Below are 23,179 nucleotides of genomic sequence, written 5' to 3'. Positions count from 1 at the left end.
AATTTTTTACGCTTCTTCCGGTACATCCTTCATGCTGAAGCTGATTCTTCCCATCTTGTCTTTGCCAAGGCAGATAACCTTAACTTTATCACCAAGTGTGAGAACATCCTCAACACGATTGATTCTTTCTTTACAGATCTTGGAAATGTGTACCATTCCCTCTTTACCCGGTGCAAATTCAACGAATGCACCAAACTCTTTGATGCTGACAACTTTACCTGTAAAGATCTGTCCTGCTTCAAAATCAGTTGCAATGATCTTAACCATGTTAGCTGCCTCATCCATGCTCTTCTGATCAACTCCACAGATAGATACCGCACCTTCGTCTGTGATATCGATCTTAACACCTGTACGCTCGATGATCGTATTGATAGTCTTTCCTCTCTGACCTACAACATCACCGATCTTCTGAGGATCGATCTGGATCTGGATGATCTTCGGAGCATATTCACCTACAGCTGTACGGGGAGCTGCGATGCATTTCTCCATAACTTCTGTCAGGATATATTCTCTTGCTTCTTTTGTACGTCTGATTGCTTCTTCTACGATCGGTCTTGTCAGTCCATGGATCTTGATATCCATCTGGATTGCTGTGATACCGTCATGAGTTCCGGCTACCTTGAAGTCCATATCTCCGAAGAAGTCTTCAAGTCCCTGGATATCTGTCAGAACGATGTAATCATCATCTGTATCGCCTGTTACCAGACCACAGGAAATACCTGCTACCGGTTTTTTGATCGGTACACCGGCTGCCATCAGAGACATTGTGGATGCACAGATACTTGCCTGAGAAGTAGAACCATTGGATTCAAATGTCTCAGATACAGTACGGATCGCATATGGGAATTCCTCTTCGCTTGGAAGTACAGGAACTAATGCTCTTTCGGCAAGTGCACCATGTCCGATCTCACGACGTCCCGGTCCTCTGGATGGTTTTGTCTCACCTACAGAATAGGACGGGAAATTGTAGTGATGCATATATCTCTTTGAAGTTTCAAATTCGTCAAGTCCGTCAAGCTTCTGTGCTTCTGCAAGAGGAGCCAGAGTTGTGATGGTACAGATCTGTGTCTGTCCACGTGTGAACATAGCAGAACCATGTACTCTCGGGATAATATCTGTCTCTGCTGCCAGAGGACGGATCTGAGTAATGGCACGACCATCCGGACGTTTATGGTCTTTTAAGATCATCTTGCGGACAGTCTTCTTCTGGTACTGATATACAGCCTCGCCCAGAACTGCAAGCCACTCTTCCTTGTCGGCAAAAGCTTCTTTCAGTTTCTCTGTTACCTGACGGATATTTTCTTCTCTTGTCTGTTTATCGTCAGAGAATACGGCAACTTCCATTTCTGCCGGAGGTACGACCTCTTTGATCGCTGCGAAGAGTTCTTCCGGAACTGCACATGATTCGTAGCTGTGTTTCGGTTTTCCGCATTCTTCTACGATCTTATCGATAAATTTGATGATCTCCTGGTTTACTTCATGAGCTTTATAGATAGCTTCGATCATCTTGTCTTCCGGAACTTCTTTTGCGCCGGCTTCGATCATGATTACTTTCTCTCTTGTGGAAGCTACTGTAAGCTGAAGGTCAGATACATCTTTCTGTGCCATGGTAGGGTTGATAATATATTCACCATTGATCAGACCAACCTGTGTGGTAGCACACGGACCATCAAACGGAATATCGGAAATGCAGGTTGCAATAGAGGAACCAAGCATAGCCGGAATCTCCGGATTACACTCAGGATCAACAGACATAACCATGTTTACCAGTGTTACGTCGTTTCTGTAGTCTTTCGGGAACAGAGGACGCATCGGTCTGTCGATCACGCGGGAAGTAAGGATTGCATGCTCGCTTGCTTTTCCCTCTCTCTTGTTAAATCCTCCCGGAATTTTACCTACTGCATACATTTTCTCTTCGTATTCAACGCTTAACGGGAAGAAATCAATTCCTTCTCTTGGCTCTTTGGATGCTGTTGCTGTAGATAAAACTGTAGTATCACCATAGTGCATTAATGCTGCACCGTTTGCCTGTTTTGCAACGCGGTTGATATCTACTGTTAAGGTTCTTCCGGCTAATTCCATGGAATAACTTTTGTACATACGTTCATTCTCCTTTTTTTCATATTCTGGTTATTATTTTTTCAAATCTTTCTGTGAATTTTTGCCTTCCCCCAATCAGGACAGATATACCTGTATCAGACGGCAATTTTCAAATTTACATGTTATTACAATGTCACATTAAAACAGGAGTCCGAAACAACTGAAAAAACTACTTTTTCAGTTACTTTGCAAAATAATCTTTTCAGTAGTCTCGGAAATAACTCCTGCTGCGTTTCATAGTTTCTGAATATGCATTGAATACACATTAAAACAACAATTCCACTTGCATAAAAAGGGAGGCGGATGGAAATCCGCCCCCTTCCGCATACTAAAAGGCTATTATTTTCTTAAGCCTAATTTTTCAATCAGTGCACGGTATCTTTCGATGTCTGTTTTCTTCAGGTAAGCTAACAGTCCACGTCTCTGACCTACCATTTTCAGAAGACCACGTCTGGAGTGATGATCTTTATGGTTGCTCTGTAAATGCTCTGTAAGTTCCTGGATTCTTGCTGTAAGAACTGCAACCTGTACTTCCGGTGATCCTGTATCGCCTTCAGTTCTTGCATATTCTTTCATGATCGCTGCTTTCTTTTCTTTTGAAATCATTTTGATTTCCTCCTGTATTCTATAATTATTATTGATTGACCGCCACACATTAAGAGATGGTCGGAGCGTCCGGTCCCTGAACATGGGCTAAATTCACCTTGGTTAGTATAGCACATTGATTCTGGCGTGTAAACCTCTTTTTTACAAAGTTTCAAAATATTCCTGTCCCTTCACAGCATCCCTCTCCAGCTGTGCCTTCAGTGCCTCCAGCGAAGAAAACTTCTGTTCAGGTCTGAGGAATTTTTTGAAATCCACCTTGCAGTATTCCCCATACAGATCTTCATTGCAGTCAAACAGATATGTTTCCACACCAATAAACTTCTCGCCGCCAACAGTAGGCTTATGACCTACATTGGTAATTCCCTGATAACTTCTGTCTCTGAAATGGGATACTGTGATATAAACCCCGTTTGGAGGCATCAGTTTCTCTACCGGAGGGATCAGGTTGGTGGTCGGAAGCAGATATTTATGTCCCATTCCACGTCCATGTTCAACGATTCCTTCTACTGAGAAATCTGTTCCCATAAGGAAACGGAATTTTTCCATATTTCCTCTGTTCAGTTCTTCCCTGACAAAGGTACTACTAATCTTACGGCGTCCGTCCATTTCTTTTGGCAGGACTTCCGTATGAAATCCATATTTCTTTCCGAACTCTTTGAGCATGGCAGGAGTTCCTTTCCGCTCATAGCCAAAACGGAAATCCTCTCCAACTGCCACATAGGAAACCTGCAGATCTCCTATCAGTATTTCTTTTATAAAATTCTCTGCTTTCATGTGCCGTATTTTCTCTGTGAGCGGACATTCCAACAGTATATCCACTCCCATTTCTTCCAATATACGACATCTCTCTTCCTTTGTGAGGATTGTTCTTGAGGCAGTTCCAAGCGCAAGTACAACCGCCTGTGCACCTTCCTGTTTCTGCTCAATAATTTTCTCAACCAGTTTCTGATGTCCGCGGTGTATGCCGTCAAACTTCCCAAGTGTTACCGCACTGTGTGAAATTCTGGGAAAATCATTCTCAATCCTTAAATATTCCATCATGTCTCCTAAAACATTTTTACAGGGAAATACCTGTTTCTTTTCTCGTCCCACTGGTAAACTCCGGCAAAACTGCCTTCACTGCTGCACATACGGATCCATCCGTTTTTCTCCTGTGCATCGACCAGTGCCTGTACAAGAGGATTTCCATTAGCCAGAAGTCTGTCCCCTTCTTTTGTACAGCATACCCTTGGATACTCTGCAAGAATCTCCTCAATACCGAGGATTTTACTCTCTATGGTTCCTTTCTTCACTGCCTCTTCTGTCTGCGCCAAGGTAATAGCATCATCCAGTGTAAATCTGCCCACCTTTGTCCGCAAAAGACTTTCCATGGCAGCTCCACAGCCCAGCTTTTCCCCTATATCATGGCACAGAGTACGGATATAGGTTCCCTTGCTGCAGGTCACACGAAAACGCACCAGCGGAAAACTGATATCCAGAATTTCTATCTCATAAAAATGTACAGGTCTTGGTTTACGCTCCACAGTCTTGCCCTCTCTGGCAAGTTCATAGAGTTTCTTTCCATTGACCTTCAGTGCTGAATACATTGGCGGCACCTGCATATAGTCTCCCACAAAAGAACTGACCACTGTGCAAAGTTCTTCTTCTGTAACGGAAAGCTCTGTAGTCTGTGAGAGAACAGTTCCGCTCATATCCTGGGTATCCGTAACAACACCCAGACGCATCACTGCCTCATAGGTTTTCTCTTTATCTGTGATCATATCCACCAGACGGGTTGCTTTTCCCAGAGCCACCGGGAGCACTCCTTCTGCATCCGGATCAAGAGTTCCGGTATGTCCGATTTTCTTCATATGAAGGATTCCCCGAAGCTTTGCCACCACATCATGGGAAGTGAATCCTTTTTCCTTACGGATTACAATTACTCCATCCATCAGACTTCCTGCTCCTGAAACTGTTTGCAAATCTGTTCTGTCACATTGTTGATCACATCATACACAGAACCCTGAAGATCACATCCGGCTGCTCTCATATGACCGCCGCCGCCAAAATATACTGCAATCTTGCTTACATCCACATTTCCGTTGGAACGCAGGGAAACTTTGAAAGCCTGAGTTTCCACTTCATAGATAAACATGGCAACTTCCACTCCCGCTGTAAGACGAAGCTGACTGACGATACCGTCCAGATCCTTGCCATCCACACCATAGAACTCCATGTCCCTTTTTTTAAGATATCCGATAATACATTTTCCATCCAGAAGCAGGATACTCTCTGCAAGAACACGCCCCATTACCTGATTCTGCACATAAGTTTTCTGATAGAAAGATTCGTCAATGATCTTACTGAAATTGAATCCTGTCTTCATCAGTTCCCCGGCAATACGCATGGTCTCCGGTGAAGTTGAAGAGTACTGAAATACCCCTGTGTCATGAACCATTCCCGTATAGATCGGCACTGCAATGGTACGGACCACTTTCTCAGGATCAAAAAGCCCATAGAGAACTTCACAGGCAGAGCTTACCTCTCCCCTGATATGATTCACCTGTGCAAATCCGGAGTTACTGATATGATGATCAATACATGCTGTTCTTTTTGCAGTGTCAAAGTATGGACCTGCAATGGCAAGTCTGTCTCTTGCACTTACATCACAGGTAACAAAAAGGTCATACTCTTTGTCACCGTCCAGCTCTGTTTTAATCTCATCCATACAGTCAATATGTCCGAAAACAGGTTTGGGATTATCCAGGTACACATCTGCCTGAATTTCCGGATAATAGGTTTTTACATATAAATATAACGCCATACAGGAACCAACGCAGTCACCATCCGGACGGATATGTCCGCCGATTCCCATTGTTTTCACACCTTCCAGTATTTCCGCAATATTTTCCATGTTCTCATCCTCTTTTAATTCTCATCCTGCTCCTCATCCTGTCTGTGGGAGTTGCTGTCTTTCTTGGTAACATCATCAATAAGCTTTGACATATTTACACCATACTCAATAGATTCGTCCAGGATAAAACGGATCTCCGGTGTATTTCTCAGGTTTAAATTACGCGCCAGCTGGCGTCTGATGTAGCCTTCTGCACTGTTCAGACCTTTGATCGTCGCTTCCTTTGCTTCTTTTTCACCCAGCACACTGATATATGCTCTGCAGGTTTTCAGGTCAGGAGCCACTTCTACAGCCATGACAGAAGTCATCGGATGAATACGCGGGTCCTTGATCTCGTTGCGGATAATGGTGCTGAGTTCCTTCTGGACTTCCCCATTGATCCGGGTATTCTTAATACTGTTTTTTCTCATTTTAAGTTTTACTCCTATATATCCGGCAATTCTGTCAAATACTGTGAGCAATCCGGATCATCGACTATCCTGATCACATTATTTTCTGAATTACCACAATCAAGTCAAGGTGCGCACCACACTGTACCTGACACTATGAATCGCGCACCCTACCTTTATAAACCATTACTATCTCGGTACTTCTACCATGATATAAGCTTCTACTTTATCTTCCTCTTTCACATCGTTAAATCCGTCAAATACAAGGCCACATTCGTATCCTGCCTTAACTTCCTTAACATCGTCTTTGAATCTCTTCAGGGATGCAAGCTCACCTTCAAATATCTGCTCGCCTTCTCTGGAAATACGAACCTTGCAGTTTCTCTGGAAGATACCATCCAGAATATAGCTTCCTGCAATCGTACCAATACCGGATGCCTTAAACAGCTGACGCACTTCCGCATGACCGATAACTTTCTCCTCAAATATAGGATCAAGCATACCCTTCATGGCAGCTTCTACATCTTCGATTGCCTGATAAATAACTCTATACAGACGAAGATCTACACCTTCCTGCTCAGCAAGCTGTTTTGCGGTTGCATCCGGACGGACATTAAAGCCGATAATGATTGCATTTGATGTAGCCGCAAGACTTACGTCAGACTCATTGATCGCACCAACACCGCCATGGATCACCTTTACAACCACTTCTTCGTTGGAAAGTTTGGTCAGACTCTGTTTTACAGCTTCCACAGATCCCTGTACATCTGCTTTGACAATGAGCGGAAGTTCCTTCAGATCGCTTGCCTGAATCTGATCAAAGAGATTATCCAGAGATAATTTGCCCTTAGTCTCCTCAAGAAGACGGTTCTTGTTCTCAGATACAAATGCACCTGCAAAGTTCTTGGCTTCCTTATCACTGTCAAATGCAAGAAGAATTTCACCTGCATTCGGCACATCACCAAGTCCCAGGATTTCTACAGGAGTAGAAGGACCTGCTTCTTTAATCCTGCGTCCCTTATCATCCATCATGGCACGAACCTTACCATTGCATGCTCCTGCTGCAATAAAGTCTCCCACATGAAGAGTACCTTTCTGGACAAGGATCGTGGCAACCGGACCTTTACCTTTATCAAGCTGAGCCTCGATTACAAGACCTCTTGCGGAACGGTTCGGGTTTGCCTTTAATTCACATACCTCGGCTGTAAGAAGGATCATCTCAAGAAGAGTATCGATTCCCTCTCCTGTATGTGCGGATACAGGAACAAAAATTGTACTTCCGCCCCAGTCTTCCGGGATCAGTTCATATTCAGAAAGTTCCTGTTTTACACGCTCAATATTAGCACTTGGCTTATCAATCTTGTTGATTGCAACTATGATCTCAACGCCTGCCGCCTTCGCATGGCTGATAGCCTCTACTGTCTGAGGCATCACACCATCATCAGCCGCTACAACCAGAACTGCGATATCTGTGGAGTTGGCACCACGCATACGCATAGCTGTGAAAGCTTCATGTCCAGGTGTATCCAGGAATGTGATCTTCTGTCCGCCAACTTCTACTACAGAAGCACCGATGTGCTGTGTGATACCGCCGGCTTCTCCACGTGTTACATTTGTCTTACGGATTGCATCCAGAAGAGATGTTTTACCATGGTCAACGTGCCCCATAACACAGACTACAGGTGGTCTTGAAACCATATCTTTTTCGTCTTCTTCATCCTCTTTGAGGAGTTCTTCGATAACGTCTACCTTCTCTTCCGGTTCTGCGATGATATCATATTCCAGAGCAATCTCCTGAGCTTTCTCAAAATCGATCTCATGGTTTACGGTAACCATCATACCCTGCATAAAGAGCTTCTTCACAATTACTGACGGCTGCATTTTCATAGCTTCTGCCAGTTCGCGGATCGTCATCTTCTCCGGAAGTGTGATTTCCTTAACCTCAGGTTTCTTCTCTTCCTGTTTTGGCTGCGGAGCCGGTTTCTGCAGAGCTTTCGGGATTCTGGAATTCTTATTGAATCCACCCTGGTTTGGTCTGCGTCCGCCACTCTGTGTCTTATCAAAATCTTTTTTCTTGTTTTTGTTCTCTCTGTCTCTTTCTCTCTTGCTGTCTTTGGAAGTCTTTGTCAGTTCCGGTGCAAATGCCATATCGTCATTCTTTCTTGTATTCTGGCGCTGTCCCTGACGTCCCTGACTGCCGCCGAAGCGTCCGTCACGTCCTTCACTTCTGTTTCCATCCGGACGACCCTGGCCATTGCCCTGCGGTCTTCCTCCCTGACGGTTTCCATCTCCCTGTGGTCTTCCCTGTCCGAAACGTCCTCCCTGACGATTTCCATCGCCCTGGAATCTTCCGCCCGGACGGCCCTGACCATCGCCCTGGGATCTGCCCTGTCCGAAACGTCCTCCCTGGCGGTTATCTCCCTGGGATCTTCCCTCGCCCTGAGGTCTTCCCTGACGGTTTCCATCGCCCTGGTTTCTTCCCTGGCCAAAACGTCCTCCCTGGCGGTTATCTCCCTGGGATCTTCCTTCACCCTGAGGTCTTCCCTGACGGTTCTGTCCGTCTGGTCTTCTGTTGCCTGTACCTGGGCGGTCATTATTATTTCTTCTTGGTCTGTCACCGTCTGTTCTTGAACTGTCAGAATTTCTTCCTTCTGCATTTCTTGGTGAACCTGTTCTCTCGCCTTCAGCTTTCACAGGTTTCTTTCTTGTTTTTCCTCCGTCACTTGCATTCTGTGCATGAAAAACGCGGATAATATTTTTTTTCTTTTTAGGTGTTTCAGTTTTATCTCCTTCTGATTTTGCTGTTACAACCTTTTCTTCTGTCTTGGGAGTCTCCAATTTCGCAATATGCTCCTTTCCCCTGTTATTATTGTCTTTTCTGAATCTATTCTTTACTTCCGAAACCGCAGGCTCATCCACCATACTCATATGGCTTCTCACATCAACACCTTTTGATTTCAGAAACTCGATTACTTCTCTGTTCTGTCGTCCAAGCTCTCTGGCCAGCTCATGTACTCTTAATTTTGACAATCGCTATACCTCCTTCATGATTGCTTTCGCAAAGTTCTCATCCTGGACAGCCAGACAGGCGCGGTACTCCTTTCCCATTGCTCTGCCTAAGCTCTCTTTATCTGAGAAGAAGAAAATCGGAACTTCATAAAAACTGCACATATTCCTGAATTTCTTCTTTGTATTCTCGGAGGCATCCTCAGCAACGATCACAAGCAGTCCTTTTCCGGTCTTTACAGATTTCTCTGTGGAAAATTCTCCGCTTACGGTCTTACCTGCTTTGGTAGCCAGCCCTATCAGCGACAGTACTCTGTTATTTTTCAATATCTTCCAGCTCCTTCTTAAGTCGTTCGTATACCTCATCTGGAACCGCAGTTTTCAGTGAACGCTCAAGTCCATGATTTTTGATCGCTTTATCCAGACATTCTCTGGAAAGACACAGATATGCGCCTCTGCCGTTTTTCTTACCGGTAGTATCAAGCACGATCTCATCATCTGTAGTCTTAAGAACTCTGAGCATCTCTTTCTTGCTTTTCATTTCCCTGCAGCCGGTACACTGGCGCATGGGAATCTTATTCTTCGTCTTCATTCTCTCCTGCTTCCTGAGCCTGTGGCTCTTCTTCTACAGGAACTTCCTCTGAAACTTCTTCTGCTTCGGTTTCTTCTGTCAGGGAATCTTCTGCTGAAGTTTCCTCTGCTGATGCCTCAGCTGCATCTTCTGCAGTCTCGTCATCATCATAATCATAGAAATCTCCGGCTTCTTTTGCCTGAGTCTCACTCTTGATGTCAATCTTAAATCCTGTAAGTCTTGCAGCAAGACGTGCATTCTGACCTTCTTTACCGATTGCAAGGGACAGCTGATAATCAGGAACAACTACCAGAGCTGACTTCTCATCAGGATCTGCCATAACTGCGATAACCTTTGCAGGGCTCAATGCATTCTCGATCAGGATTGCAGGATTCTCATCCCAGTTGATGATATCGATTTTCTCACCGCGAAGTTCCTCAACTACTGCATTGACACGTGCACCGTTCATACCTACGCATGCACCAACTGCATCTACATCCGGATCGTTGCTCCATACAGCGATCTTTGTACGGGAACCGGCCTCACGTGCGATGCTCTTGATCTCAACAGTTCCGTCTTTTACTTCTGCAACTTCTGACTCAAAGAGACGTTTCACAAGTCCCGGATGAGTTCTGGATACCAGAATACGAGGTCCCTTCGGGGTATCCTTGACTTCAAGAATATACACCTTTATTCTCTCTGTCGGCTGGAAGGTTTCCCCTTTCACCTGTTCATTCTCACTTAATACTGCATCTGCCTTACCAAGATTGATGCTTACATTCTTGCCCATCACACGCTGTACAATACCGGTTACTACTTCTTTTTCTTTTCCATAGTATTCATCATACAGCACTTTACGTTCTTCCTCACGGATTTTCTGCAGGATAACGTTCTTTGCATTCTGTGTCGCAATACGTCCGAATTCCTTAGACTGAATCGGAACCTGTATCATGCCTCCGATCTCAGCTCTTGATGTGATCTTCAAAGCATCTGCCAGAGAAATCTCCATTGCAGGATCCTCTACGTATTCTACGATACTCCTGTCTGCATACACTGAAAAATCGCAGGTTTCCGGATCAATAGTTACATGTACATTGTCAGCTTTTCCAAAATGGTTCTTGCAGGCCTGGATCAGAGACTGCTCAATTGCCTCAAGCAGAGTATCTTTGCTGATACTCTTTTCCTTTTCAAGGATATCCAGTGCCTCCCTTAACTCTCTGCTCATTTTTTTCTTATCCTCCCGAATTAACTAAAACTCTATTGCGAGGCGTATCAGGGCTGTGTCTTTCTTATCAAAAACACGCTCGGTTCCATCCTCATCGATTGTCACACTGTTACTATCATATGCGGTCAAAATCCCGCAGAACTCTTTTTGCTTCTCGATTGGCCGATAGGTACGGATTTCCACCAGTTTTCCCATGTTTCTCTCAAAGTCTTTGTCTTTCTTCAGCGGTCTGTCCAGTCCCGGTGAACTGATCTCCATGATATAACTGTCTTCGATAAAATCATTCTCATCCAGTTTGTCACTGAATGCTCTGCTGACTGTCTCGCAGTCATTTACCGTAATTCCGCCTGGTTTGTCAATGTATCCTCTCAGATACCAGTTACCTGCTTCCTTCACATATTCTACATCAACCAGTTCAAAGCCGTTAAGTTCTACGATCGGTGCCAGAAGTTCCTCTGCGCGCTTTTCATACTCTTCCCGTCTGCTCATTTTCCCACCTGCCTTTCCATGCAACAAATAAGAGTGGGCTCACGCCCACTCCTTTGTCAACAAGTTCTAATTTAGATGTATTGTAACACCAATTCTCGGCAATTGCAAGGCTTTTCCTGCAAAAACCTTGATTTTAGCGGATTTGTTGGTTTTATATACGTGGTTTTGTTCCTTTACTGTCCCGTTTGGACAGTTTTATCCTGTTGAGAACATAGGGTTTCTCATGGTAAGTAATGGTATATTCCTGGCGGCTTTCCAGAAGATATGCATGATCCAGTTTATCTCCTTCTGCCAGTTTCATTCCACGCACCCCGATAGATGTTTTCTTCATAGCAGAAATATCCTGTTTCTGAAATCTTAAGAAATATCCGCCCTCACTCTGGAATACCACCTGTTCCATTTCATCCGCAGAACCCACAAAGATCAGGGAATCCTCTTCAGCAAGTTTCGTAGACACGATCGTTCTCTTCGCCACATCAAACTCTGCACCGCTTACCAGCTTGCACATGGATGCAGCAGTGACAAACAGAAGTGTATTTTCTTTTACAGATGCCAGTGGTGCTACATAGAGCATACGTTCCTGTGCACTGTCATAATTGCTCAGATTATCTGCCGGTGTCCCCTTATCCCTGAAACGAACCAGCGGAATATCTGCCACCTTGATACTGTGCATCTTTCCATTATCTGTAAAGATACATATCTTATCTGTATTCATACAGTTAAACACATATTTGTTCTCTGCATTGGCAGCTTCTTTATTTCTCTCATATGCAGACTTATCAATGGTCCGCATATATCCGAAACGGTCCATGAGGAAGGTGACTTCCATCTCCTCCATCTTCTTTTCTTCATAGACAACTTCTTCTGCATTCTCGATCACTGTGCGGCGTTTCGTACCGTATTCTTTCTTGATCTGATCCAGTTCTTTCATGATCACTTCTGCCATGGAATCATAATTATTCAGGATATCTTCATAAATGGCAATGTTCTTCATTGTTTCTGCATAATCTGCCTGAAGTGCCTCGATTTCCAGACCGATCAGTTTGTACAGACGCATATCCAGGATCGCAGCTGCCTGTTTCTCTGAGAAGTGCAGCTTCTGTGCAGCTTTCTCGCTTGATTTACCCTTGAACCTGATTCCTTCTGTCACACCTTCAACCAGGCATTTCTTTACCTGTTCTCTGTTCTTGCTTCCTCGCAGGATCTCGATGATCAGGTCAATCACATCACATGCCTTGATCAGACCTTCCTGGATTTCTTTCTTCTCCTGCTCCTTATTCAGAAGTGTGGTGTACTTTCTGGTCGTGACATCGAACACGAAATCTACGTGATGCTCGATCACCTGCTTCAGACTCAGGGTTTCCGGTCTGCCATCCGCAACTGCCAGCATATTCACGCCAAAAGTATCTTCCAGCTTTGTCTTCTTGTAGAGCATATTGGTAAGATTCTCTACATCCGCGTCACGCTTCAGGTCAAGAACAATACGGATTCCCTCTTTGGAAGACTGGTTGGAGATATCCACGATATCTGTTGTCTTCTTGTTTTCCACAAGAGACGCAATATCATTCAGGAATTTTCCGATATTTGCACCGATCATTGTATAAGGAATCTCTGTGATCACAAGCTGCTGTCTGCCACCTTTGAGCTTCACTGTCTCCACTTTGCCTCTGACACGAAGCTTCCCTGTTCCTGTCTCATAAATCCTGAGCAGATCATCTTTATTTACTACCAGACCACCTGTCGGGAAATCCGGTCCCTTGAGATAGCGCATCAGCCCTTTGACACTGATGTCGTTATTCTTCATATATGCCTTCACCGCATCTACCACTTCACCCAGATTGTGAGGCGGAATACTGGTTGCCATACCGACCGCAATACCGTCTGCTCCGTTTACCAGCAGATTCGGGATTCTGACAGGAAGTACCACCGGTTCCTTCTCTGTCTCATCAAAGTTCGGCATAAAATCTACCACATTCTTATCCAGATCTTCGAGGAAGACATCCTGTGTCAGTTTCTCCAGCCTGGCTTCTGTATATCGCATGGCAGCTGCACCGTCACCCTCGATGGAACCGAAGTTTCCATGTCCGTCAACCAGTGTTTTGCCTTTCTTAAAATCCTGAGCCATTACCACAAGTGCTTCGTAGATCGAGCTGTCACCATGGGGGTGATATTTACCCATGGTGTCACCTACGATACGGGCACATTTTCTGTATGGTCTGTCATAACGGATACCCAGTTCATACATATCATACAGAGTTCTTCTCTGTACAGGCTTCAATCCGTCACGCACATCCGGCAGGGCTCTGGAGATAATAACACTCATGGCATAATCTATATAGGATTTCTGCATGACCTCCGCATAGTCGGTGGGAATCACATTCTCCTGTTTTGTTTCCATTTAATTTCTTTCCTCCATCTCAGACACATATCCATGTATCTGTCTTAATTTCCACATAACACTCCGGCAAAATCAGATGTCCAGCTCTGCATCCTGTGCATGCTCATAGATAAATTTCTTTCTCGGCGGGACATCGCTTCCCATCAGGATCTCTGTCACGCTTGATGCAAGTCTCGCATCCTCAATCTCCACCCGCTTCATCATTCTTGTCTCCGGATTCAGAGTAGTCTCCCAGAGCTGCTCCGCATCCATCTCGCCCAGACCTTTATATCTCTGAAGAGTAAAGCTTCCCGGCTTATGGGCACGTCTGTATCTCTCCAGTGCCTTATCATCATACAGGTATTCCTCCTGCCCCTTCTTAGGCATGACTTTATATAATGGCGGCATGGCAATATACACATGTCCCTCAGTGATCAGATCCGGCATAAAACGGTAAAATAAAGTAAGGAGCAGTGTGGAAATATGCGCCCCATCCACATCGGCATCAGCCATGATCACAATCTTGTCGTAACGAAGCTTTGTAATGTCAAAGTCATTTCCGTATCCTTCGGAGAATCCACATCCGAATGCATTAATCATGGTCTTGATCTCCGCATTGGCAAGCACTTTGTCAATGGTTGCTTTCTCTACATTCAGGATCTTACCTCTGATAGGAAGGATTGCCTGGTAATTACGGTTACGTGCAGTCTTTGCGGAACCTCCCGCAGAATCTCCCTCTACGATAAAGATCTCACACTGGGAAGGATCCTTTTTCTCACAGTTTGCCAGCTTTCCGTTAGAGTCAAAGGAATATTTCTGCTTTGTCAGAAGATTGGTCTTGGCTCTCTCCTCTGTCTTGCGGATTTTGGCAGCTTTCTCCGCGCAGGAAAGGATTGTCTTAAGAGTCTCCAGATTTCTGTCAAAATAGAGTACCATCTGCTCTCCTACAACCTTTCCGGTTGCGCGTGATGCATCCTGATTATCCAGCTTTGTCTTGGTCTGCCCCTCGAAACGCGGTTCCGGATGCTTGATGGAAACAACCGCTGTCATTCCGTTACGGATATCTGCACCTGTGAAGTTCGGATCCTTGTCTTTAAGAACGCCAATCTCTCTCGCATAAGTATTCATGACTGTGGTAAATGTAGTCTTAAATCCGGTCAGATGAGTACCGCCCTCTGCATTGTAAATGTTATTACAGAAGCCCAGTACATTCTCACGAAATTCATTGGTAAACTGGAATGCCACCTCTACCTGAATGCCGTCTGCTTCCCCTTTCAAGTAAACCGGATCATGCAGGACTTCCGCACTGTGGTTCAGATCTTTGATAAATCCAATGATACCGTCCGGCTCATGATAGGTAATATCCTCAACCTCTGCACCTCTTTTATCCTCAAAATGAATGGTCAGTTCCGGATTCAGATATGCGGTCTCATGAAGTCTGCTCTTTACTTCTGTTGCAGAAAATCTTGTCTTTTCAAAAATCTCCGGGTCAGGGAGGAAATTGATACTAGTTCCAGTCTGTCTGGTCTTACCCAATTTCGGCAGAAGCCCCTCTTCCAGTTCAAGTGTCGGGATTCCCCTCTCATAATGGTCATGGTGAACATATCCGTCACGACTGATCTTAATGTCCAGATATGTAGACAGGGCATTCACAACCGAAGAGCCTACTCCATGAAGTCCTCCGCTGGTCTTATAGGCAGAATTATCAAATTTACCGCCTGCATGAAGAGTTGTAAATACAAGTCTCTCTGCCGACACTCCTTTCTCATGCATATCTACCGGAATTCCTCTTCCATTATCCGTAACCGTACAGGAACCATCTTTCTCCAGAACTACATGGATCAGACTGCAGTATCCTGCCAGATGTTCATCTACTGCGTTATCTACGATCTCATAAATGAGATGATTTAATCCTTTTCGTGAAACACTTCCGATGTACATTCCCGGACGCTTACGAACCGCCTCCAGGCCTTCCAGGACAGAGATGCTCCCTGCATCATAGGTGTTTTTCTTTGCCATGTCTGTTACATTTCCTTTCTTTATATTAACCGGATTGCTTACTGTAAATCCGGGAATGATTTTTTGCATTACAAACATTTGTTCGTATTATAACCCAATTTTTATTCTTTTTCAAGTACGAACTTTCCCTTGTCAGCTGAATAAAACACAAAAAATAATCAGAACCGAAATTCTGATCCTTTTCTGACTGTAAGCCTGTTCTGTTATAATTTGAGTGCATTTATCTTATCATTGGTTTTTTCAGCTGTCAACTGTTTCATTTGCCCGCAAGGCTGTTTGGCATTATCTTTACAGTAGAAATATTTGTAAGAAACAGAAGCTATTTCTTTGTCTTAAATTTCTTCATTGCGGAGTATGGATTGTAAACTCTTGATTTAAGGAAGAACAGGAAAATAATCGCCCAAAATGGACTTGATAAATAGCCATAGATGCTGTATAGTAAAAAATGTAAACGATAATCTATACTTTCTTATAAGTGATTTTTCAGGCAATATCTGCCACTGATTCCAAAGATAAAAATACATAATTTAAAAAAAATTAAGTGTTCAATAAAACTCGTCAAAAGGAACTGACGGAGACAGGTAAATCGGAACTGTATACAGATTTAACAAAATTAATTATAAAGATTGCGGATTATATCTTCCGTAAGGAAGAAGATATCCGGAAAGGAATAGGTGATATTATGGGAGGAAAAGTTCTGGAACTGGAATCTGAAAGACTTAAAGCTGAGGGACGTACAGAAGGAGAAGCAATCGGGCAGGTTCAGGGAGAAACTCGACTTGGAAGCCTGATTACTCGATTACTTCAGGATCAGAGAACTGAAGAAATCCCGATTGTATCAACAGACGCAAAAAGACGTGAGCAGTTATATAAAGAATACAATCTTTAAGAAAAATGGCAAGAGGCAGATATCTTTCTGAAGAAGTTAAACTTTTATAGAGAAAGGGAATAGGTCAAAACCGGATTGAGCAGAATAAACTCAATCCGGTTTTTAGTGTTAAATATTATAATCCTATAATTTCCTAATATCTTAATATTTTTTATTTCTTTTGTAGATAATAGAGTCAGAACAAAAGATGGCTGCCGGAATCGGTACTGCTATCGGTTGGGACATTGTTGTCGGTTGGGACATTATTGTCATTTGAGTGATCAGTATCGGTTGGAACATCAGTGTCGATTTGTGGAGGCTGCGGATCTGTTGGTTCTGGATCCGGATAGGACGGATACCAGGGAATCGGAGTTGCTGTCGGCTCCGGAGTTGCTGTTGGAATCGGAGTTGCCGTTGGTTCCGGTGTAGGCGTAGCTGTCGGTTCTGGAGTCACCGTTGGTGTGGGCGTAGCTGTTGGCGTCACTTCTGGCTTTTTTTTCGCCAGTACTTTAATATAAAAACTGAAACTCTTCGATCCAACTTTTGCGTAAATGTATGTCCCTCCTTTGGAACGGGCAGTAACGAATCCTACTGAATTAACACAAGCAACTTTTTCATTTCGGGAGCTCCAGGATATCTTCTGAGTAGTATCGTTTAATCTTAAGCGGTAACTCTGGCCTTCCTCAAGAGTGATATATTTTTCTCGTTGGTAAGGCTCTTCGACTTTAACTATACAGGTATATTTTCTGCCAGTTGTATCTACTACTGTAATTGTTGCTCTTCCGCGCCGCAGACCTATTATCATTCCTTCCTTTCCTTCTTTAACGATAGAGACTGAGGCCACTTTACGTTCGCTGCTGGAAATGCGCTTAATAGAAGCACCCTTTAAAGATAAAAAAATTCTCTCATATCGGACAAGAGTTACTTTTGTCCTGCTCAATCTTGCTCTAACAATAACCCTGCATTGCAAAGTTTGTTTCCCTATTGTTGCAGTGATGATAGCTTTTCCGGCATTTTTACCTGTGACTTTACCTTTTTTGGAAACAGATGCAATATTTTCATCAGATGAAGACCATTTTACAGCTTTGTCCGTACCTGATACCTTTAAAGTGGTGCTTATTCCTGAAGGCAATGAAATCACAGTTTGGCTAAGCTTTGGAGTCGCCGCTCTTACTGATGATGAATCAAAGGATATGGCCGATGACAAAATCAAGGCAATGGCCAGGAATATGCTTAGTGTTTTTTTTAAATTTTCATGCGTCCTCCTTATTTTATAAATGACGTGTTATTCTTTAAGTATCTTTACAGTAGAAATATTTGTAAGAAACAGAAGCTATTTCTTTGTCTTGAATTTCTTCATTGATGAGTATGGACTGTAAACTCTGGATTTGTCTTTGGAGGTCTGGTTCCATGCCCGTATGGTTACATACCAGGTGCCTTTCTTTACGTTTGTAAAGGTTACAGTAGTGGTGTTTCCGGTACGTTTCAGATGTTTTTTTACAGGATATTTCTCACCTGCAGAGGTTTTGTATTTGTTTCCGAGCAGGATTTCATAACCTGTAGCATTTTTGCATTTTGTGTAAGTGACAGTCACAGTGTTTCCTTTTACAGTGATATTCCTGATCTTTGGCTGTTGTGGTGTGACAACAGTGATCTTGATCTTCTTGATCTTTGTCCAGGAACCATAGACTTTATTGCCCTGTACATCCAGAACCCAGCTTCGGGCTGCCACATACCAGGTACCTTTTGCCAGATATCTGAAAGATGCCTGTGGCTTGCCGGTTGAGGAAACGGTCTGGCTGAATTTCCCAGTCTGAAGCATGTTTGATTTCTTGCTGATCACGAAGTCATAACCCTGAGCACCGGCACATCCTTTGGAAAGTTTGACAGTAAGCTTGTTTCTGTCAATGGAATGGCTGGAAATCTTTGTGTTGGCAGGTCGCAGGTATACGCCGTTTTCATCTGTGATACTTCCGTCTGTGTGAATGACTCTGCCATTGAGAGATTCTGTACCAAATGCTATGAAATAATCCTGTCCTTTGGAAAGGGTAAAGTCAGCATATGGAATACTGCGCTCAAATGCACCGCCTACAGTTACGGTCTGGATACACTGCAGAACTCCATTCTCAACATCATACCAGAACAGATTTGCCATAAATCCTGCACAGGAAGCATCTGCCTTTACAGAAAGCACAGCCGGAAAATCAAAAGCTCCGTTTCTTCCAAGATGGAAACCGAAATCATTCTGGTTTGCGGAGATCAGGCTGTATAACGCTGCCGGGATATATTCCGCTGTGTTTGTAACAGAAAGATCTATATCCGCAGGTGTTTCTGCTGTGATGGAAGTACCATTGATCTTCCAGATGAAACCATTCTCCATATCGAGATTCAGGGAAATATCTTTGCCTTTTATTTCGGATAAAACAGTGGCAGGAAATACCTTGGCGCCATTCAGGGTAATGGAAATGGTATCTTTTTCTTTGGAAGCCTTAATCAGATCATTGACAGCATCCCAGCCTTTCTTCTGGAAACTTCCCTCAATATAAGGTTCCCCGTCGCCAAGTTTTCCGAGGTTTTTTGTATCCTGATGTTTGCATCGTTTACAGGTGTAAGTTATGATTCCGTCGGTTTCGGCAGTTGGCTCTGTAGTGATGACACCATTGTCATAGTCATGGCCATATGCAGGAATCGTGGAGCCGTAATAGATGGTTCTCTCGCAGTCGTTACAATAGGTATCTCCGCTGTAACCGTTGGAAGTACAGGATGGAGAGGAGTAGTAGACTCCTACGGTATTTTTGTGTTCACATTCCTTTCTGGTGATTGTATAAGTAACAGTTTCTGTTACATAATTTCCTTTATCTGTGCCATTGTAAACTGCATCGGCAGAGATAGGTTCCTCTACTTTTAATTCTTTTGATTTATCAGTGTCTTTCCATATCCAGTGTTCAGGAAGAATAGTGGTGATATCGCCGACCTTTTTACAGGACCACGGAACGGGTATTTTGGTATTTGATGGTGATGGAAAATTTGGTGTTTGGGTTGCTCGACTGATGATTGCTTTATATTCTTGTGAAGTCCAGATAACATAATTGGAATTGGAGATCCGTATAAAAATTTTGGTATTTTCTGCTTCGGTTACCGTTCTTACAGTAGGAATATCGTTGTTAGAATTCAGAATATTCCATGTTTGTCCATCATTAATACTGTATTCAATAGTACTATCTGATGGGATTGTTTTTTGATCAATATTGATAACTGGATGAGCATCTCCATCATACTCATCTGTATATGTAGTAATTGTAGGGGTAAGCTTAATAGCAAATTTCCAATCGTCGCTTGTTAAATAACCAGAAGATTCTTTGTAAAAATCGCCCTCTTCTACAGTAATCTTTACAGTATAAGTACCAACATCTTTAGGCACGGTTATCTCGTTTGTCGGATCATTTTCCTTGAAATATTTTACACTGAAGTTTCCTACACCTTTAATGTTGTTCTTCGTAGTGATGTTAGGAGAGTGTGTGTTTCCATCATAAGTAAACTCAGAACCGTTAAATTCAAAAATATCACTGGTAACATCACGTTTACCTTCACTAAATGTCCCTAAATTTGAATTAAAGATATAACTTTTAGTCTCTTCTCCAACAGTTATAAGATGATCTTCTCCGGTTAGCCATGCATATAGATTTGTATTCGTAGATTCAACCGCTTTATGATTAGATGGTTCCCAGACTTTATTATCTATAGCTACTAATTCAGTTTTTTTATTAGGAATAACGTAGAGATACACTTCAGGGCTTTTGGGGTCGTAGCTACCAGAGCTATCCAAATTCTGGTGAGGAGTGCAACCAACTTGCGCATTTACAGAACCGCCACTAATGGTAATATTATTGCAAGATCCGTAAAGGCCGCCACCAATTCCGGCACCACTCGTGGAACTAGCAGTTACAGAACCACTTTTAATAGTAATATTATTGCAAGATCCGTAATTGCCGCTACCAATTCCGGCACCATGCATAGATTTAGCATTTACGGAACCACTATTAATGGTAATATTATTGCAAGATCCCTGATGGCCGCCACCAATTCCGGCACCATTCATAGATTTAGCATTTACGGAACCACTTTTAATGGTAATATTATCGCAAGATCCCTGATGGCCGCTACCGATTCCAGCACCAAACTTAGATTTAGCATCTACAAAACCACTATTAATGGTAATATTCTTGCAAGATCCGTAATTGCCGCTACCAATTCCGGCACCATACCCACTCCCATCACTACTAGCTTTTAAGATTCCTGTAGTAGTGTCTGAAGCATTGGTTATTATAAGCTGAGCTTCGTTATCTTTCTGTAAACCGGCAGAGCTTTGATTAGTTGTTGTAAGGTTATTTATGCCTGTTAAATAGATAGTAACTGTAGCTTTAACATTATTATTTATTTGCAGTGCCGAACCAGCAGATGTTTTGATATTTACGTTATCAAGATAAATGTTGATGTTGTGTTGCTCTGAAGTATTCGTTCCATCAACCACAATTCTATTTGACGTTTCCGGACTTTTCTTGCATGTGAATTTGTAATCTTCTGCTATATTTATGGTATAAACTCCGTCCGTAACATTAGCATCCTCAGTTAAATCAATTACTCCATTTTGTGCATTTTCCGTAGCAGCCATTGCCTCATCGGGGGCATCATCAAACTCAGGAACCTCTTCTGAACTAAATACAGACAATTCCTCATCTGTCTCTCCTGCTGCTTCCTGCTCCTCATTGGTAAAAATCTCCGGAGTTTCTTCCTCAGACACTACATCCGGATTTCCGGAAGTAAATTCCCCCGCAAATATAGTCTGGGGGGGCATATTGGTGGAACACAGTGCAAGCGCCAGAATCCCGGCTAATAACTTTTTCTTCATACGTTCACCTCTCCTTTCTTTATACATGATCTTCTGCGTCTTGACTCTTTTGTCCTCTTTTTCTGAATTTGATATATACTGTGGTAATCACGACTGCCACAGTAAAGGAAAGCTTTTTTACCAATTCGATACGCTTTTCTGTATCGTACATGCCTTCCAACCTCCTTCCAGAAAAACAATGATCAAGCGGATATTCGCAATCCGCTTCGCTACTTGATTCGGTTAAAAAGTTCTTTCACTTATATAGGTACAAAAAAAGCGAAAAACTCTCACCTAAAAATCAAATTTTTTCAAAAAAATTTGAGAGCTGCCGAAACAGCTCCCAAAAGAGAAAAAAAACAGGTTATATTATTGTATCGAACTGCGGAAGATCAAACCAGCAATGCAGATAATTCCTGATCAAATTGATACAATTTTATAATATCTTTAAACTTTGTTCCCGCAACATACTTCTTTGTAGTATTATCATATAAATGAAACGAGTAGCCTCTCAAACGATAAAACCCAATTGTCTTTAATACCTTCTCTACATCTTCATAAGATGTAATCTCCATTCCTGCATCTACATAAGATTGCACTTGTTGTTCTATTGTTAATATTTGTTTTGGATATTGATACATAAAACACCCCATAAATGAAAAAGTCCCACCGGGTTGCGCATGAAAAATCAGAGGCGTGGTGGGTTCTGTTAATATTATTATACAGTTTCCGATGTTACTGTCAAGCTTTCTTTTGTAAAAATCGGCAACTTTCCATTGTTTTTTTGAGATTATGCCTATTTTGACATGGGGTATCCCAATGTCAGGTCTCTGCAGATAATGACGATGATACACCTGTCAAATATTCATAGTTACTGATATACGTACCTATTATATAATATGAATTCCTGCGGTTCCTATTTTCTCATACTCTTTACATTTTATTTTTTGTTGGCATCAGAACAAATTCCAGCTTTAATTGCATCCCTAATCCCTGTGCAAGTTTTTTCACTATACTCAGGCTGGGATTTCTTGTTCCGTTCATAATCTGCTTTATACTTCTTTGCCAGTTCTTTTTCTGCCTTTGGTGTCTTCTGCGATTTTTTTATAAATCCATTGGTCAGTACCGCCTTCTTGCCCGCCTCATAGCAAGTTCCATCTCATATATATTTGTTTCATTGTAGAGCTTTTCTTTTTGCCCGCCAAGCTTGATCGTCCGCAAATAAGATAACCGGGTATTTTAAACGATAATCTATACTTTCTTATAAGTGATTTTTCAGGCAGTATCCGCCACTGATTCCAAAGATAAAAATACATAAATTTAAAGAAATTAAGTGTTCAATAAAACTCGTCAAAATGTTATAATGTAAGTACAAAAAGGAGTGTTATATGAATAATACGATTTTTGATGATGTATTCCGTACAATGATCGAGAAGATGCCATATCTGGCAATACCGCTGATCAATGATGTATTCCACACATCATATCCGGAAGATGTGAAGATCACACAGCTTCGCAATGAACATCAGCAGGAGGATGGAGTATATCTTCCGTAAAGAAGAAGATGTCCGGAAAGGAATAGGTGATATTATGGGAGGAAAAGTTCTGGAACTGGAATCTGAAAGACTTAAAGCTGAGGGACGTACAGAAGGAGAAGCAATTGGACAGGCAAGAGGTGAAGCAATCGGGCAGATTCAGGGAGAAACTCGACTTGGAAGCCTGATTACTCGATTACTTCAGGATCAGAG

21 protein-coding genes are annotated in these 23,179 nt (G+C 42.8%); 3 read left to right on the top strand and 18 right to left on the bottom strand.

Annotated elements, in window-relative coordinates:
* Positions 1-6: 6 nt before the first annotated feature.
* The 13 genes from LJE12_RS15700 to LJE12_RS15640 all read right to left on the bottom strand — a co-directional run bounded on the left by LJE12_RS15700 (position 7) and on the right by LJE12_RS15640 (position 15,675).
* A complete protein-coding gene (locus tag LJE12_RS15700; RefSeq protein WP_026648524.1) occupies positions 7-2,100 on the bottom strand; it encodes a polyribonucleotide nucleotidyltransferase in 2,094 nt (697 codons plus the stop codon).
* A gap of 339 nt (positions 2,101-2,439) precedes the next feature.
* On the bottom strand, positions 2,440-2,706 hold the full coding sequence (rpsO, locus tag LJE12_RS15695; RefSeq protein ID WP_008707580.1) for a 30S ribosomal protein S15: 267 nt from the start codon (positions 2,704-2,706) through the stop codon (positions 2,440-2,442).
* A gap of 141 nt (positions 2,707-2,847) precedes the next feature.
* A complete protein-coding gene (locus LJE12_RS15690) occupies positions 2,848-3,744 on the bottom strand; it encodes a bifunctional riboflavin kinase/FAD synthetase (RefSeq protein WP_025577184.1) in 897 nt (298 codons plus the stop codon).
* Positions 3,745-3,752: 8 nt separating this feature from the next.
* Positions 3,753-4,640 (bottom strand): tRNA pseudouridine(55) synthase TruB, encoded by an 888-nt coding sequence (gene truB / locus LJE12_RS15685; protein WP_062807514.1) that lies wholly within the window; start codon positions 4,638-4,640, stop codon positions 3,753-3,755.
* On the bottom strand, positions 4,637-5,599 hold the full coding sequence (locus LJE12_RS15680; protein WP_173750652.1) for a DHH family phosphoesterase: 963 nt from the start codon (positions 5,597-5,599) through the stop codon (positions 4,637-4,639). The genes truB and LJE12_RS15680 overlap by 4 nt, the downstream gene beginning before the upstream one ends.
* A gap of 14 nt (positions 5,600-5,613) precedes the next feature.
* Positions 5,614-6,009, bottom strand: a complete 396-nt coding sequence (gene rbfA / locus LJE12_RS15675) for a 30S ribosome-binding factor RbfA (protein ID WP_008707585.1) — start codon at positions 6,007-6,009, stop codon at positions 5,614-5,616.
* Positions 6,010-6,177: 168 nt separating this feature from the next.
* Positions 6,178-9,018: a translation initiation factor IF-2 gene (gene infB, locus LJE12_RS15670; protein ID WP_173698636.1), complete on the bottom strand. Its 2,841-nt coding sequence runs from the start codon at positions 9,016-9,018 to the stop codon at positions 6,178-6,180.
* 3 nt (positions 9,019-9,021) lie between these two features.
* Complete coding sequence (locus LJE12_RS15665) at positions 9,022-9,360, bottom strand: L7Ae/L30e/S12e/Gadd45 family ribosomal protein (RefSeq protein ID WP_008707587.1); 339 nt, start codon at positions 9,358-9,360, stop codon at positions 9,022-9,024.
* Positions 9,311-9,586 carry an RNase P modulator RnpM gene (gene rnpM, locus LJE12_RS15660; protein WP_173681121.1) on the bottom strand — a complete coding sequence of 92 codons (276 nt, stop codon included), beginning with the start codon at positions 9,584-9,586 and terminating at the stop codon, positions 9,311-9,313. The genes LJE12_RS15665 and rnpM overlap by 50 nt, the downstream gene beginning before the upstream one ends.
* Positions 9,570-10,790 carry a transcription termination factor NusA gene (nusA, locus tag LJE12_RS15655; RefSeq protein ID WP_227226815.1) on the bottom strand — a complete coding sequence of 407 codons (1,221 nt, stop codon included), beginning with the start codon at positions 10,788-10,790 and terminating at the stop codon, positions 9,570-9,572. Before nusA ends, rnpM begins: the two co-directional genes overlap by 17 nt.
* A 24-nt stretch (positions 10,791-10,814) precedes the next feature.
* Positions 10,815-11,279: a ribosome maturation factor RimP gene (gene rimP / locus LJE12_RS15650; RefSeq protein WP_008707593.1), complete on the bottom strand. Its 465-nt coding sequence runs from the start codon at positions 11,277-11,279 to the stop codon at positions 10,815-10,817.
* 151 nt (positions 11,280-11,430) lie between these two features.
* Entirely contained in the window at positions 11,431-13,677 is a 2,247-nt protein-coding gene (locus LJE12_RS15645) for a DNA gyrase/topoisomerase IV subunit A (protein ID WP_055058275.1), read from the bottom strand.
* A 72-nt stretch (positions 13,678-13,749) separates the two neighbouring features.
* On the bottom strand, positions 13,750-15,675 hold the full coding sequence (locus LJE12_RS15640; protein ID WP_055058286.1) for a DNA gyrase/topoisomerase IV subunit B: 1,926 nt from the start codon (positions 15,673-15,675) through the stop codon (positions 13,750-13,752).
* A 541-nt stretch (positions 15,676-16,216) separates the two neighbouring features.
* Here LJE12_RS15640 and LJE12_RS15635 point away from each other — a divergent pair.
* Complete coding sequence (locus LJE12_RS15635; RefSeq protein WP_055058276.1) at positions 16,217-16,564, top strand: hypothetical protein; 348 nt, start codon at positions 16,217-16,219, stop codon at positions 16,562-16,564.
* Positions 16,565-16,739: 175 nt separating this feature from the next.
* Here LJE12_RS15635 and LJE12_RS15630 read toward each other — a convergent pair whose 3' ends face one another.
* From LJE12_RS15630 to LJE12_RS20770, 5 genes are all read right to left on the bottom strand, one after another.
* On the bottom strand, positions 16,740-17,684 hold the full coding sequence (locus LJE12_RS15630) for an Ig-like domain-containing protein (protein ID WP_147419070.1): 945 nt from the start codon (positions 17,682-17,684) through the stop codon (positions 16,740-16,742).
* A 192-nt stretch (positions 17,685-17,876) separates the two neighbouring features.
* On the bottom strand, positions 17,877-21,452 hold the full coding sequence (locus tag LJE12_RS15625) for a hypothetical protein (protein ID WP_055058279.1): 3,576 nt from the start codon (positions 21,450-21,452) through the stop codon (positions 17,877-17,879).
* Positions 21,453-21,471: 19 nt separating this feature from the next.
* On the bottom strand, positions 21,472-21,603 hold the full coding sequence (locus LJE12_RS20065; protein ID WP_255610870.1) for a hypothetical protein: 132 nt from the start codon (positions 21,601-21,603) through the stop codon (positions 21,472-21,474).
* A gap of 220 nt (positions 21,604-21,823) precedes the next feature.
* Positions 21,824-22,072 carry an Abi family protein gene (locus LJE12_RS15620; RefSeq protein ID WP_227226816.1) on the bottom strand — a complete coding sequence of 83 codons (249 nt, stop codon included), beginning with the start codon at positions 22,070-22,072 and terminating at the stop codon, positions 21,824-21,826.
* A gap of 292 nt (positions 22,073-22,364) precedes the next feature.
* Positions 22,365-22,475 carry a hypothetical protein gene (locus LJE12_RS20770; protein ID WP_243101548.1) on the bottom strand — a complete coding sequence of 37 codons (111 nt, stop codon included), beginning with the start codon at positions 22,473-22,475 and terminating at the stop codon, positions 22,365-22,367.
* A gap of 344 nt (positions 22,476-22,819) precedes the next feature.
* Between LJE12_RS20770 and LJE12_RS15605 the strand changes: the two genes are divergently transcribed.
* Together LJE12_RS15605 and LJE12_RS15600 are read left to right on the top strand one after the other, a co-directional pair.
* A complete protein-coding gene (locus LJE12_RS15605) occupies positions 22,820-22,987 on the top strand; it encodes a hypothetical protein (RefSeq protein ID WP_155512374.1) in 168 nt (55 codons plus the stop codon).
* The coding region (locus LJE12_RS15600; RefSeq protein WP_331466201.1) for a hypothetical protein at positions 22,968-23,179 on the top strand (212 nt) is incomplete at its 3' end. The genes LJE12_RS15605 and LJE12_RS15600, both read left to right, overlap by 20 nt.

Origin of the sequence: Blautia sp. DFI.6.71 (assembly GCF_020593585.1) — a bacterium.
GTDB lineage: Bacteria > Bacillota > Clostridia > Lachnospirales > Lachnospiraceae > Blautia_A > Blautia_A wexlerae.
This window is presented reverse-complemented; position numbering and strand designations above follow the sequence as displayed.